At 75.8% G+C, this 13,171-nt stretch carries 16 protein-coding genes and 1 pseudogene; 7 read left to right on the forward strand and 10 right to left on the reverse strand.

What is annotated here, in order from left to right; translation table 11 throughout:
• The coding region (locus tag ACYVKY_RS14895) for an MFS transporter (RefSeq protein ID WP_460435778.1) at window positions 1–559 on the reverse strand (559 nt) is incomplete at its 3' end.
• An 82-nt stretch (window positions 560–641) separates the two neighbouring features.
• Between ACYVKY_RS14895 and ACYVKY_RS14900 the strand changes: the two genes are divergently transcribed.
• A complete protein-coding gene (locus ACYVKY_RS14900) occupies window positions 642–1,259 on the forward strand; it encodes a helix-turn-helix domain-containing protein (protein ID WP_460435779.1) in 618 nt (205 codons plus the stop codon).
• A gap of 67 nt (window positions 1,260–1,326) precedes the next feature.
• On the opposite strand, the gene ACYVKY_RS14905 is transcribed toward ACYVKY_RS14900, so the two are convergent.
• The gene (locus tag ACYVKY_RS14905) at window positions 1,327–1,785 is read right to left on the reverse strand and encodes an aromatic ring-opening dioxygenase LigA (RefSeq protein WP_460435780.1); all 459 of its coding nucleotides are present in this window, start codon (window positions 1,783–1,785) and stop codon (window positions 1,327–1,329) included.
• Between the two features lie 233 nt (window positions 1,786–2,018).
• Between ACYVKY_RS14905 and ACYVKY_RS14910 the strand changes: the two genes are divergently transcribed.
• Together ACYVKY_RS14910 and ACYVKY_RS14915 are read left to right on the forward strand one after the other, a co-directional pair.
• Window positions 2,019–2,360, forward strand: coding sequence for a hypothetical protein (locus ACYVKY_RS14910; protein WP_460435781.1), 342 nt, complete (start codon window positions 2,019–2,021; stop codon window positions 2,358–2,360).
• Window positions 2,361–2,410: 50 nt separating this feature from the next.
• The gene (locus ACYVKY_RS14915) at window positions 2,411–2,620 is read left to right on the forward strand and encodes a hypothetical protein (protein WP_460435782.1); all 210 of its coding nucleotides are present in this window, start codon (window positions 2,411–2,413) and stop codon (window positions 2,618–2,620) included.
• A 10-nt stretch (window positions 2,621–2,630) separates the two neighbouring features.
• On the opposite strand, the gene ACYVKY_RS14920 is transcribed toward ACYVKY_RS14915, so the two are convergent.
• From ACYVKY_RS14920 to ACYVKY_RS14940, 5 genes are all read right to left on the reverse strand, one after another.
• Window positions 2,631–3,731: a zinc metalloprotease gene (locus ACYVKY_RS14920; RefSeq protein WP_460435783.1), complete on the reverse strand. Its 1,101-nt coding sequence runs from the start codon at window positions 3,729–3,731 to the stop codon at window positions 2,631–2,633.
• A 75-nt stretch (window positions 3,732–3,806) separates the two neighbouring features.
• Window positions 3,807–4,619 (reverse strand): hypothetical protein, encoded by an 813-nt coding sequence (locus tag ACYVKY_RS14925; protein WP_460435784.1) that lies wholly within the window; start codon window positions 4,617–4,619, stop codon window positions 3,807–3,809.
• Window positions 4,616–5,560: an ABC transporter ATP-binding protein gene (locus ACYVKY_RS14930; RefSeq protein ID WP_460435785.1), complete on the reverse strand. Its 945-nt coding sequence runs from the start codon at window positions 5,558–5,560 to the stop codon at window positions 4,616–4,618. The genes ACYVKY_RS14925 and ACYVKY_RS14930 overlap by 4 nt, the downstream gene beginning before the upstream one ends.
• The gene (locus tag ACYVKY_RS14935) at window positions 5,557–5,769 is read right to left on the reverse strand and encodes a helix-turn-helix domain-containing protein (RefSeq protein WP_460435786.1); all 213 of its coding nucleotides are present in this window, start codon (window positions 5,767–5,769) and stop codon (window positions 5,557–5,559) included. Before ACYVKY_RS14935 ends, ACYVKY_RS14930 begins: the two co-directional genes overlap by 4 nt.
• A complete protein-coding gene (locus tag ACYVKY_RS14940) occupies window positions 5,769–6,248 on the reverse strand; it encodes a DUF2975 domain-containing protein (protein ID WP_460435787.1) in 480 nt (159 codons plus the stop codon). Before ACYVKY_RS14940 ends, ACYVKY_RS14935 begins: the two co-directional genes overlap by 1 nt.
• An 88-nt stretch (window positions 6,249–6,336) precedes the next feature.
• Between ACYVKY_RS14940 and ACYVKY_RS14945 the strand changes: the two genes are divergently transcribed.
• The gene (locus ACYVKY_RS14945) at window positions 6,337–7,647 is read left to right on the forward strand and encodes a cation:proton antiporter (RefSeq protein ID WP_460435788.1); all 1,311 of its coding nucleotides are present in this window, start codon (window positions 6,337–6,339) and stop codon (window positions 7,645–7,647) included.
• Between the two features lie 9 nt (window positions 7,648–7,656).
• Here ACYVKY_RS14945 and ACYVKY_RS14950 read toward each other — a convergent pair whose 3' ends face one another.
• A complete protein-coding gene (locus tag ACYVKY_RS14950) occupies window positions 7,657–8,817 on the reverse strand; it encodes an MFS transporter (RefSeq protein WP_460435789.1) in 1,161 nt (386 codons plus the stop codon).
• A 116-nt stretch (window positions 8,818–8,933) separates the two neighbouring features.
• Window positions 8,934–9,923 (reverse strand): aldo/keto reductase, encoded by a 990-nt coding sequence (locus ACYVKY_RS14955; protein WP_460435790.1) that lies wholly within the window; start codon window positions 9,921–9,923, stop codon window positions 8,934–8,936.
• A gap of 141 nt (window positions 9,924–10,064) precedes the next feature.
• Here ACYVKY_RS14955 and ACYVKY_RS14960 point away from each other — a divergent pair, with 141 nt between their 5' ends.
• The 3 genes from ACYVKY_RS14960 to ACYVKY_RS14970 all read left to right on the forward strand — a co-directional run bounded on the left by ACYVKY_RS14960 (window position 10,065) and on the right by ACYVKY_RS14970 (window position 12,491).
• Window positions 10,065–10,745 (forward strand): class I SAM-dependent methyltransferase, encoded by a 681-nt coding sequence (locus ACYVKY_RS14960; protein ID WP_460435791.1) that lies wholly within the window; start codon window positions 10,065–10,067, stop codon window positions 10,743–10,745.
• Between the two features lie 87 nt (window positions 10,746–10,832).
• On the forward strand, window positions 10,833–11,813 hold the full coding sequence (locus ACYVKY_RS14965) for a hypothetical protein (protein WP_460435792.1): 981 nt from the start codon (window positions 10,833–10,835) through the stop codon (window positions 11,811–11,813).
• A 3-nt stretch (window positions 11,814–11,816) separates the two neighbouring features.
• The gene (locus tag ACYVKY_RS14970) at window positions 11,817–12,491 is read left to right on the forward strand and encodes an extensin family protein (RefSeq protein ID WP_460435793.1); all 675 of its coding nucleotides are present in this window, start codon (window positions 11,817–11,819) and stop codon (window positions 12,489–12,491) included.
• A gap of 25 nt (window positions 12,492–12,516) precedes the next feature.
• On the opposite strand, the pseudogene ACYVKY_RS14975 reads toward ACYVKY_RS14970, so the two are convergent.
• Window positions 12,517–13,171 (reverse strand): annotated as a pseudogene (locus tag ACYVKY_RS14975) (hypothetical protein); the annotation flags it as partial.

Below are 13,171 nucleotides of genomic sequence, written 5' to 3' on the forward strand. Positions count from 1 at the left end.
GGCCCGCGGCGAGCAGCGCGCCGCTCGCCGGGCCGCCGCCCATGGCGATGGCGGCGTCGCGGCCCTGGTTCGCCGAGAGCGCCGCCCCCAGCCGGTCGCGGGGGACGACGGCGGGCAGGGCGGCGTTCGACGCCGAGCCGAACAGCCCGGTGCGCAGGCCGACGGCCGCGTTCGCCGCCAGCAGCCACCACACGTCGAGCACGCCGGTCACCAGCGCCCCGGCCAGCAGGCCGGTGAGCGCGGCCCCGAGGAGCCCGCCGACCACCATGAGCCGGCGCCGGTCGTGCCGGTCGGCGAGCACCCCGCCGGGCAGCGTCCCGGCGACCCGTCCGAGCGCTCCGGCGGCCGCGACCAGGCCCGCCAGCGCGGGCTCGCCGGTCACCACGAGGGTCAGCAGGGGGACGGCGAAGCCGTAGACCGAGGCGGCGAGCGCGCCGGAGGTGTCGCCCGCCAGCCAGACCAGGTAGTCGCGCTGGCGCAGCAGCCGGGGCGAGCGCGCGGAGGGCGGGCCGGACGGCGACGTGGCGGATGGGGCGAGCGGGGTGGCGGCGGTGGTCATGGCAGGACGGTAGATCGCGCACCGACTATTGCGCAAGAATCGTTGCGCAACTTTCGCTGCACGAGTCGGGTACGGTGCGGGCGTGGCGGACGAACGGGTGGAGCAGGGCACGCAGCCGGCCGGGCGCGAGGGGACGACGACCCTGACCTCGCCGATGCTGCGGGCGATGAGCCACCCGGTGCGGCGGCGGCTGCTGCAGCTGCTGGAGCGCACCGCCCCCGCCCGGGCGACCGACCTGGCGCAGGAGCTCGGGCTGCCGGTCAACCAGGTGAGCTTCCACCTGCGCAGCCTCGCCCGCGCCGACCTGATCACCGAGGCACCCGAGCACGCGCGCGACCGGCGCGACCGGGTGTGGGTGCCCACCAGCCGCAGCTACCGCCTCACCCGCCCGACCGGGCCGGTGTCGGCCGAGGACAGCCAGGTGCTGGAGGCGTTCCTCGGCGAGACGGCCGGCGAGGTGCAGGTCCTCGTCCGCAACGTGCTGTCCTGGGCGGCCGACTACGCGGCCGGCCGCGACGGCGAGCACCGTGGTGCCGCGACCCAGGAGATCGTCCGGCTGACCGCCGACGAGGTGCGCGAGCTGGTGCTGGCCATCGACCGGCTGGTCGAGCAGACCCAGCAGCGCTCGGACGAGACCGGCGCCCCGGACCGCCGGGTCTGGGACCTCGCGCTCGTAATTGGTCGCGACGACCTGCGCTGACCTGCGCCGACGGGCGAGGGCCCCGGACCACGTGGGTCCGGGGCCCTCGCCCGAGCAGGGGAGCCGGTCAGGCGCGCTCGGTCCGCGACAGCCGCAGCAGCGCGGCACCGACGAGCAGGAACAGCGCGCCCAGCCCCACCGCCATGGCGGCGATGCCGAACGACACGACCGAGGTGAACAGCGACGCCCGCAGGAACGAGCCGTTCATGACGGTGGCGCGCACCGGGTCCTCGCGGTCGAGCTCGGCATACGTCTTGCCTCCGGACGCCTCCATCGCGTGGTGCTCGATGATGTCGGCCTGGCTGTAGGCGGTGAGCGGGCCGTCGACCGGCTCGCCGGCGAACCAGCGCGCGTCCTCGGCGACGGTGATCTTCTCGTCGGCGAGCGAGGTCTGCACCAGGCCCCAGGTGGCGACGCCGCCGAGGGCGAGGACGACGCCGCCCACCATCACCAGGACGGCGAGCAGGCGCAGCGGTCCGCGGGCGGTCTGCCGGGTGGCGACGGGCCGGGTCTCGGTGGTGGTCATGACGCTCTCCTCGTTCGGGCGACCCTCTCGCGGGCCTCGTGCCGACCTCCTGCCGGCACGACCAGTCCACCGCCGGCACCCACCCGGGCGGCAGGGACGAGGGGCACGACCGGGCGGGACCAAGGTCCCGCGGTCGGCGGCGCGCTACCGTGTCGGCGCCGTGCTGCCCGGTTCGTCCGGTCCGGCCGGCCTGGTCGCCGCTCGGGCCGGCCAGCCGCGACGAGGAGACCCCGATGACCACCTCGACCCCGCAGGCCGCCCCCACGGCCCCCGCCGACCGCCTGCTCGACCTGCGCCGCGAGCGCCACGACGAGCCGCTGCAGACCTCCCGCGACGCCGTGGCCGAGGCGGTCGCGGGACTGGCCGACGACGAGACCGAGGTGCTGGTGTCGGCGCTGCGCCGCGGCGGCACGTGGGGCGACGCCCAGGAGCAGGTGCAGCGGGTGCGCGCGGCCACGATCGCCCTCGACGCGGACGCGCACCGCTGCGCGGTCGGGCTCTACTGCGACAGCGTCCTGCTCACCTGGGACGAGTGCGCCGAGGTGTCGCCCGCGATGACCTACCGGCCCGCCTGAGCCCTGGCGCCGGCCCGCATGGTGACCACGCACCGGGGTAGGAGCCGCCGGTGAGCGAGCACACCGACGGACCGCGCCGTCACGACGGCCACGAGGACGAGCTCGACTTCCCGCAGGAGGACCCGCAGGAGGACCCGCTGGCCGATCCGGTCGAGGAGCACCTCGGCGTCGGCGCCGACCCCGAGCCGGGCCGCGACCCGGACGAACCGTCCGACCTCGCCCGGCCACGGCCCGACGACGACGAGCCGTCGGGCGGCTGACCGCCGCCGGTCAGCGGCGGCGCTTGACGCCGACGTCGTAGCTGCCCTGCCCGCCGGGCTGCTGGTGCCGCACGGTCAGCCAGTACTCCGCCGGCCGCAGCTTGCGGACGATGCGCGCGTTCGCGCCCGCGCCGCGGTCCTCGTCGAAGGTGAGCACCGCCGCGCTGTCGTCCGGGCCGTGCAGCGTCAGCACGGTGTCGGTGGTGCCGGTCGTGGTCGCGATGTAGGTCGCGGCGTCGGTCACGGTGAAGTGGTAGGTGTCGACCTCGCCGCCCGCGGACAGGTCGGCCGTGTGCCGGGTGCCGGCCGTGTCGAGCTCGACCACCCCCGGGTCGTCGCCCGGGTACTGGGCCCGCACGAAGTCGCGGTCGGTCTGCGACAGCGAGGTGTTCCAGCCGATCGCGTAGCTGCCGACCGTCAGCGAGTCGGGCACCGCGTACTGCATGATCGACGTCGGGTCGAAGGTGCTGAAGTTCGTCTCGTCCCGGTCGTAGACGGCGAAGAGGTTGTGGTCGACGTCGGCCTTGGACCACCCCTGCTGCGCGTAGTACGCGTAGACCTTCGGTCTGTCCCAAGGGATCTTGCCCTGCGCGTCCGGGTTCTGGTGCTCGTGGATCATGCCGAGCGCGTGGCCGAACTCGTGGCGCACGACCCGCTCGTACTCCCGGGTCGGCGTGTTCGGCTCGAGCCAGCCGTAGTTCATCGTCGCCTCGGTGCGGGGGACGGTGAGCGCGTCGGTGCCGACCGTCGACCACGAGAAACCCTTGTCCAGGAACGAGATCCGGATCTCGGTCGCGCCGCTGGTGACGAACTCCAGGCGCAGGTTCGCCACCTGCTCCCACTCGGCCGCGATCTGGGCCACCTTCTCCTGCACGACGGTCCGACCGTCGAGGAACTGCACCCGCAGGGTGCGGCCGTTCTCCCACAGCTTGAGCCGCTCGACCGCGGCACGGGGGAAGCCGCGGCCCGCCGGGGCGATCGACCGGACCCGGACGTTGTCGACCCGCTGGGCGGTGGCGAGCTCGTCCGCGCTGCGGCGCAACGCGTTCCGATTCCCCCGCATGCCCCCCTCGGGTGCGAGCGTGCAGATCTTGTGCTGCTTGACCGCCACGGTGCCTCCTCCACCCGAGTCAACCGGCGTGCCGCCGTGCAGGGCAATGGCCCATCGGGCACCGCAGCGGCGTGCCTACCCGGCGTCCGAGCGCAGCAGCCGCACGCCACCGAGGACGAGGGCGCCGACCGCCCAGCACCCGAGCACCAGGAACGACTCGCCATCGGTACCCGCCGCGGCGGCGGTCTCGGCGCCCCGCTGGAACAGCAGGTCGAGCGCGCCCGTCCCCGGCATCGCGCGCGCGACGTCGGCCGCCCAGGTGGTGCGGACGATCTCGGGCAGCAGCACCGGCACCACGAACAGCAGCGCGAACAGCAGCGACAGCCCGCCCGGCGTGCTGCGGGTCGCGAGCCCGAGGCCGACGGCGAGCAGGGCGAGCGAGCCGTAGACGTAGGCGACCGTCCCGAGCCCCTCGGCGCCGGCGCCGAGCGGCAGCGCGAGGTCGGGCACGACGACGACCCCGACCTGCGCCCCGACCGCCACCAGGGCCGTGCCGACGAGCGCGACCGTCGCCGTGACGGTGCCGGCGCGGGCGGCCAGCAGCAGGCCGCGCCGCGGCGTCCACTGCAGGGTGGGCACGATCGCCCCCCGCGCGTGGTCGGCCGTCGCCAGCACGAGGGCGAGGGCGACGAGCGGGAACACGGCCAGCGCCCCGCCCAGACGTCCCACGTCCCAGGCCGTGATCCCGTCCGGGCGCGGTCCCTCGCGCAGGTCGGTCGCGCCGACCGTCGACACCACCAGCACCACCAGCGCGGTGGTGACCAGGAACACCCAGCTCGAGCGGACGGTCCAGGTGCGGGTCCACTCCGCCGCCGCCGCGCGGGCCAGCACGCGGGCCGTCGTCGGGTCGGCGGGTGCCGGACGGGACCCGGTCGCCGCGGCGGTCACCGCGCACCCCCGGCCGCGCGGTCGGGCTCGCGCCCGCCGCCGTGGTGCTCCACGGCGCCCTCGGTGAGGGCGAGGTAGGCGTCCTCGAGCGACTGCTCCGCCTGGGACAGGTGGTGCAGCGGCAGCGCGGCGGTGGCGGCCACCCCCGCCACCTCCTCGGCGCGCAGGCCGTCGACCTCGAGCCCGTCGGGGTCGTGCTCCGGGCGGTGCACCGTGGCGCCCCGCAGCTCGAGCTCGGTCGCCAGGTCGTCGCGACGGCGCGAGCGCACCCGCACCCGCTGCCCGCCGAGCCCGCCGAGCAGGTCGTCGACGGTGGTGTCGGCGAGGAGCCGGCCCCGGCCGATGACGACGACCCGGTCGGCCACCAGCTGCATCTCGCTCATCAGGTGGCTCGACACCAGCACGGTGCGACCGTCGGCGGCCAGGCCCTGCAGCAGCGCGCGGATCCACCGCACGCCGTCGACGTCGAGCCCGTTGACCGGCTCGTCGAACAGCAGCACGCCCGGGTCGCCGAGCAGCGCGCCCGCGATGCCGAGCCGCTGCCGCATCCCGAGGGAGTAGCCCTGGACCCGCCGCCCGGCGGCGCCCTCGAGACCGACCAGGCCGAGCACCTCCTCGACCCGCTGCCGGGGGATGCCGTGGGTGCGCGCGGCGACCAGCAGGTGCGCCCGGCCCGTGCGGCCCGGGTGCACGGCGCCGGCGTCGAGCAAGGCCCCCACGCGGTGCAGCGGCGCCGGCAGGTCGCGGTAGGAACGGCCGTCGACCAGCGCGGTGCCCGCGGTGGGGCGGTCGAGCCCGACGACCATCCGCAGGGTGGTGGACTTGCCGGCCCCGTTCGGGCCGAGGAACCCGGTGACCACACCGGCCGGGACGTCGAAGCGCAGGTCGTCGACGGCCCGCACGCGGCCGTAGGTCTTCGACAGGCCGCGGACCGTGATCACGGCTCGTCCTCCACGTACTCGAGCAGGTCGCCGGGCTGGCACCCCAGCACCCGGCACATCGCCTCGAGGGTGCTGAACCGCACGGCCTTGGCGCGGCCGTTCTTCAGCACGGCGACGTTCGCGGGGGTCAGGCCGACCTGCTCGGCGAAGTCGCCGACGGCCAGCTTGCGGCGGGCGAGCTCGACGTCGATGCGCACGACGATGGGCATCAGATCACCCCGTCGAGGTCGGTGCGCAGCGTGGTGGCCTGGCGCAGCAGGGTGCGCATCACCACGACCAGCAGGCCGACGACGCCGCCGACGAGCAGCAGCGCGAACATCACCAGCGGCCCGCCGGGGTCGTCGGCCTGCAGCCCCGCCCAGGCGGCGAACGCGGCGAACAGCGTCCAGGCGACGGCGAGCGCGCCGACGATGAGGTCGACCCAGACGAACGCGGTCTCGCTGAAGATCTCGTCGTGCCGCACGAGGGACAGCAGGCGCCAGGTGCACACCAGGACCACCTGCACGCAGAGGATCTCGATCGCCGCGAACGCGGTCAGGGGCCAGCGCAGGTACGCCTGGTCGGGGTCCTGCTCGGCCAGGTACGCGAACTGGCCGGGGAAGCTGAAGGTCTGGAAGACCACGAGCAGCAGGAACAGCACCACGAGCAGGACCTTCAGGGGGAGGACGACACGTCCGAGCCACGTCATGCCATCGAGAGTCGATGCTGATCTATCGATTGTCAACAGATTACGGTGTGGAGGTGCTGTGTCGGTGATCCGCACCTAGCGTCAGGCCGTGCACCTTCCGGGCGACGCCCTCTACCTGCTGGGCGGCCTGGCGCTGCTGCTGGGCGCGATCCTGCCCGCCGCGCTCGCGAACCGGGCGATGTCGGCTCCCGTCGCCTTCGTCGGACTGGGCCTGCTGATCGGCCTGCTGCCGCTGCCGTCCGGCGGCGAGCCGATCTCGCCCGTCGAGCAACCCGTGGTCGCCGAGCGGATCACCGAGCTGTGCGTGATCGTCGCGCTCATGGGCGTGGGCCTCGCGCTCGACCGCCCCCTCGGTCTGCGGCGATGGGCCTCGACCTGGCGCCTGCTCCTGCTGGCGATGCCCGTCTTCGTCGTCGTGGCGGCCGTCCTCGGGTGGTGGTGGATGGGGCTGGCGCCCGCCGCCGCCCTGCTGCTCGGCGCGGTGCTCGCCCCCACCGACCCGGTGCTCGCCTCCGAGGTGCAGGTCGCGGGCCCGGACGTCTCCGACGACGAGTCGGTCGCCGAGGGCGACGCCGAGGACGAGGTGGACGAGGACGACGAGGTGCGGTTCGCCCTCACCAGCGAGGCCGGGCTGAACGACGGCCTGGCGTTCCCGTTCCTGTACGGCGCGCTGTTCCTGGCCGCCGCCGGCACGGCCGAGGCGCACTCGCCGTGGCGGTGGGTGGCCTGGGAGCTGCTGGGCAAGGTCGCGATCGGCGCCGTGCTCGGCTGGGCGTGCGGCTGGCTGCTCGCGCGGATGGCCTTCCGCTCCCGCGTCCGGCCGCTGCGGCTGGCCGAGACCGGCGAGCCGCTGCTCGCGCTCGCCGCCACCTTCCTGGTCTACGGGCTCACCGAGGTGGCCGGCGGGTACGGCTTCCTGGCGGTGTTCACCTGCGCGCTCGCGCTGCGCGCCCACGAGCGGCGCTCGAGCTACCACGACGAGCTGCACCGCTTCGTGAGCCAGCTCGAGCACCTGCTGACCATGCTCGTGCTGCTGCTGCTCGGCGCCTCGGTCTCGTGGGGGCTGCTCGCCGACCTCACCTGGGCCGGTGCCGCGGTGGCCGTGGTCGTGGTGTTCGGCGTGCGTCCGCTGACCGCGGCGCTGTCGCTGCTGCCGGGGCTGCCGTTCGGCCGCACCGGGCTGAGCCGGCTCGAGGTGGGGGTGGTGTCGTTCTTCGGGATCCGCGGCGTCGGGTCCCTGTACTACCTGTCCTACGCCACGGGGGAGGGCGACTTCGCGGGCATCCGTGAGGTCTGGTCGGCGGCGACGTTCGCCATCCTGCTCTCCGTGGTGGTGCACGGGGTGCTCGCCACCCCGGTGATGGAGCGGCTCGAGCGTCGGCGCGAGGTGGCGGCCTGACCCCGCGGCTCAGGCCCGTGGCGCCACGTCGTCGAGCGGTCCGTCGAGCGGTCCGTCGAGCGGCTCGGCCAGCGGGTCCTCGGCGTGGCGTCCGAGCGTCTCCGGCGCCGCCAGCCACAGGGGCAGCGCGGCGAGGGTGACCGCGGCGGTCAGCCCGAAGGCCCAGCCGAAGCCGAACCGGTCGGCCACGACGCCCACGAGCACCGGCCCGAGGATGGCGCCCGCGTCCTGCACCATCGAGAACACGCCCAGCACCTGGCCGCCGCTGCGCCGCGCGCCCACGACGTCGGCGACCACGGCCTGCTGCCCCGGGTTCACCAGCCCCGAGCCGATCCCCGACACCACCGACAGCACGAGCAGCAGGACGAGCGAGTCGGTCAGCCCGAGCAGGCCGAGCGCGACGGCGGTGACGACCAGGCCGACGAGCACCAGCGGGCGCCGTCCGCGCGCGTCGGCGAACCGCCCGGCGACGGGAAGCGCGGCCGCCGTGCCGGCGGCGGCCAGGGCGAGCGCGACGCCCGCCACCCAGGTCGCGTCGAACAGGGCGACGGCCAGCTGCGGGACGACGGCGACGCGGACGCCGAAGCTGCCCCACCCGTTGGCGAAGGCGGACGCGAGCGCCGCCCGGTACGCCGGGTCGGCCAGGGCGGCGCGCACCCGCATCGGCGGTGCGGCGGTGGCGCCCTCGGCCGGACGCAGCGACGCCCCGGACAGCCGCACGGCGACGATGGCCGCGGCCAGCACCAGCGCCACCGCGTAGACGACGAACGGCGCCCGCAGGCCGAGGCCCGCGAGCGCGCCGCCGAGCACCGGCCCGAGCATGCCGCCGACGAGGAAGGACGTGGCGTACGCCGACGAGGTGCGTCCGCGCAGCGACGGCGGTGAGAGCCGCACCAGCAGGGCCATCGACGAGATGGTGAACATCGTCGAGCCGATGCCGCCCAGACCGCGCACGACCATGAGCTGGGGGTACGACTGCACGAACGCGGTGGCGAGCGACGACGCCGCGACGACCAGGAGCCCGGTCAGGTACACCGGGCGCTCGCCGAGCCGCTGCACGAGCGCGCCGCCGGCCGGCGCGAAGACCAGGCGGAAGAAGGCGAAGACCGACACGACGGCGGACGCGGCCGCCACGCCGACGTCGAAGGTGCGGGCGTAGGCCGGCAGCACCGGCGAGACGATGCCGAAGCCGATCGCGATGACGAACGCGGACGCGACCAGGACCCGGATCTCGCCGGGGACAACAGGTCTCGCGGTGGGTTTCGCGGTGGGTGGGCCGTCGGCGCTCAGCGTCCCACCATGCCCATCATCGCCTCGTCGTACCGCGCCCCGGCGACGCCGACGCGGTCGGCGAGCGCGTCGAGGTCGGCGACGTCGTCGGCCGACAGCGCGACCTCGGTGGCGCCGGCGTTCTCCTCGACCCGCTCGAGCCGGGTGGTGCCCGGGATGGGCACGACGAAGGGGTGCTGGGCGAGCAGCCACGCGAGGGCGACCTGCCCCGGCGTCGCGCCGCGTGCGTCGGCCAGGTCGCGGACGTGGTCGACCAGCGCCCGGTTCGCCGCGAGGTTCTCGTCGCTGAACCGCGGCAGCCGCGAACGGATGTCGTCGTCGCCACCGACGTCGTCGCGGGTGAGCGACCCGGTCAGGAAGCCGCGGCCCAGCGGGCTGAACGGCACGAACCCGATGCCGAGCTCGGCCAGGGCGGGCAGCACCTCGGCCTCGGGGTCGCGCGTCCACAGCGAGTACTCGCTCTGCACCGCGGTCACCGGGTGCACGGCGTGCGCGCGGCGGATCGTGGCGGCGCCGGCCTCGGACAACCCGAGGTGGCGCACCTTGCCCTCGGCGACGAGCTCGCCGACCACGCCCGCGACGTCCTCGATCGGCACGTCGGGGTCGACGCGGTGCTGGTAGATCAGGTCGATCGTGTCGGTGCGCAGTCGCCGCAGCGAGGCCTCCACCACCTCGCGGACGTGCTCGGGCCGGCTGTCGACACCCTGCCCGCCGATCCGGAAGCCGAACTTCGTCGCCAGCACGACCCGGTCGCGCACCGGCTCGAGCGCCCCGCCGACCAGCTCCTCGTTCGCGTACGGCCCGTAGACCTCCGCGGTGTCGAAGAAGGTGACGCCCCGGTCGACCGCACCGCGCAGCACGCGGACCATCTCCGCGCGGTCGCGCGGCGGGCCGTACCCGTGGCTCATGCCCATGCAGCCGAGCCCGACGGCCGAGACCTGCAGGCCCCCGTCCCCGAGCCCCTGGCCCAGCGTCCTGGTGTGCACGACGTCCTCCCGTGGTGGTCGACCGTGGGTGGTCGCCCGTCCCGAACGCTAGGACGGCCGCGGTGCTTCCCGCGCGCCGGGCGGGTTGCCGGACCGGCACGCGTGCTCGCCGCGCGGCCCGCCGTCCGGCACGGTGGGGGCATGAGCGCCCACGACAGCGAGCAGCACGAGCAGGACCCGGCCGCGTTCTGGGAGGCGAGGTACGGCGAGCGCGACGGCATCTGGTCGGGCCGGGCGAACCAGGCGCTGGTCGACGAGGCGGCCGCGCTGCCCGTCGGGCGCGCGCTCGACCTCGGCAGCGGCGAGGGCGGCGACGCCGCCTGGCTCGCCGACCGCGGCTGGCAGGTCACCGGGCTCGAGATCTCGCCGACGGCCGCGGCCCGGGCCGCCGACGCCGCGCGGCGGCTCGGCGTCGACGACCGCACCCGGTTCGTCGTGGCCGACCTGGTGGCGACCCCGTGGCCGGACGGCGTCGAGGACGCGCCCTACGACCTGGTCAGCGCCTGCTTCCTGCAGTCGCCGGTGACCTTCCCCCGGGCCGACGTGCTCGCCCACGCGGCCGGGCTCGTGCGCGTCGGCGGGCACGTGCTCGTGGTGGCCCACGCCGCGGCGCCGCCCTGGTCGCAGCACCTCGAGGAGGGCGCCGACCACGACTCGCACCCGCACCTGTTCCCGACCCCCGCCGACGACGTCGCCGCCGTGACCGCGGTCGGGACGTGGGACGTCGCCGTCGCCCAGGTGCGCCGGCGCGAGGCCACCGGTCCGGACGGGCAGCGCGGCGAGCTCGAGGACGCGGTGGTGCTGGCGCGCCGGACGGGGTGACGCTGCGCGGTTGCCGTGCGCCGATCGGGCGAAAAGGGCAGAACGCCCATTGTGGACGATTCGCCCGACCGGCTTGCATCGCCGACCATGCAGCGCCTCGTCCCCACCGCGCCCACCAGCCGTCGCAGCCTGCTGGCCGCCGGCGGCGCCCTGGCCCTGCTGCCGGTGCTCGCGCCGACCGCCGCCCGGGCGGTGGTGCCCGGCGCGTCGGCGCCGCCACCGGGCGCGCTGGACACCGTCGACGAGGCGCGCGCGGTCGGACCGGCGCCGAGCGCGTCGGGGGCCGTGTGCCTGGTCGAGACCGGGTCGGGCTGGGTGCGGCAGGACGCCGCCGGTGCCGCCTCGCCCACCTCGGGCCTGGACGGGGCGGCGCTCGCGAGCCTGGCGGCCACCGGCTCCGGCGTGCTGGTCGTCGGCGGGTGGGTGACCGACGAGCGGTTGACCGGGTACGTCCAGGACGCCGAGCGGGCGCAGGCCGCACCCGCCTACGAGCGCCGGTTCCGCGCCGCCGTGTGGGCGTCGGACGACGGCACCGCCTGGCGGCGGGTGCACCTGGACGACTCGCCGCTGGACACCAAGGTCGGCGCGGTGGCCGGTGGCGACGGTGACCAGGTGCTGGCGGTCGTGGTCACCGAGACCGACGGTGCCGCAGGGCGTCTCGACGCGCTCGCGTGGTCGGCACCGGACGCGGCGCCGGTGCGCACCGCGCTCCCGGTGGGCCAGGTGCGCTGCGAGGCGCTGGCACCGACGGCGGACGGCTGGGTCGCGGCCCTCGTGGGCACCGACGGCACCCGGTTCGCCACCTCGCCCGACGGGGGGACCTGGCGGCTCGGCGCGGCCGCCGACGGGCTCGCGGTCGCCGGCCTCGCACCGGGCGGTGCCCTGGTCGGCAACGACGTCGCGGACGGCGCACCCGTCGTCGGCCGGTGGACGGGGGACGGCGCCACCTGGCGCCCGGCCCGTCGCCCACCGGGGTGGACGGCCGTGGGCGTCACGGTGGTCGACGGGCAGGAGCGCACCGCCTGGCAGCACGCCGGCACGGTGGTCGTGGCGGACGGGGAGGGCTGAGCGGTGGCACCGACGGAGCGCGCGTTCACGACCATCGACGGCACGCCGGTGTACTACTGGCGCCTGACCTGGGGCTCGACCCAGGCCCGCACCTGGTACTGCACGAACGCCTTCTACGACCAGCTGGTGCTGTGGGTGCGGCGGCTGCGGGAGGTCACCGCCGAGGCGGGCTACGGCAGCCTGTCGTACCTGGTGTCGGCCGGGTTCTACGTGAACAAGACCGGTCAGCACGGAGCGGGCACGGCGATGGACCTCGACCTGCTGCGCTTCTCGGGCGGCACCGTGATCTCGCCGATCGAGCAGCACCACGCGGGGTCGCAGACCGTGCGCCGCCGCTACCTGGCCGTCGACGCCACCTGCCGCACGTACTTCCGCTTCGTCCTGGACGGCTGGTACAACGCGGCGCACGAGGACCACATCCACAGCGACCTCGGCGGCCTGCCGGTCCGCTGCGTCACCTCGTCCGAGTCGGACGTGAAGTTCGTGCAGGCGCTGTGCAACGCGCACATGGCCTCGGGCCTCGCGGTCGACGGCATCTGGGGGCCGCTGACGCAGGGCGCGTTCGACCAGGCCAGGGCCCGGCTGGGCGTGAGCGGCAACCCGCACACCGACAGCGCGGCCTGGCGCTCGTTCCTGCTCGCCGCCTCGCGGCGGGGGTTCGCCGACCAGGCGTTCTGAGGCGCCCTCCCACCACGCCTGCCACTCAGCCGTCCTCGCCCTCCCCGGGCGTGCAGGCCGGTAGCTCGGGCGCGGTCGCGCAGCCGGTCGGGGCGGGCGGCGCCCCCCCGGCCGGCGCCTCGCACGGCGTGCCCGTGGTCGACTCCCAGCGGCCGCAGCTGCCGTCGAGGGTGAAGACCACCGACTCCTCGCCCAGGCCGGTCCACGCCGCCACGGTGGCGAGCAGCGCCGCCCGCAGCTGGAGCGCCACCGTCGGGTCGGACTCGTCCGGGACCACGTCGACGAGCACCCGGTCCTCGCGCTGCTCGGCGGTCACGGCGCCCTGCACCAGGTCGACCCAGCCGCGCTCGCGCTCGTCGTCGGTCGGGCCGGACGCCAGCGCCGCCGCCGCGCCCGCCAGACCCCCTGCTCCGGCGCGCTCGACGGCTGCGACCGACCGGCCGTCGGCGCAGGGCAGCCAGACCCCCTCGGCCGGCGCGGGGAGCGCCGCGGCGTCCTCGCAGTCCGGCAGGTCGCCGTCTCCGGGTGGCCGACCGCCCGTGGTCGCGTCCGTCGTCGAGGGCTGCAGCGCCACCCGGTCGCCGCCGTCGGTGCGTTCGCCCGACGTCCACGTGCCGACGGCCGCGGCGAGGCCGATGGCGGCCATCGAGTCGCGGGGGGACGGCTCGGCGAGCAGGTCG

The organism is Angustibacter speluncae, assembly GCF_054777815.1.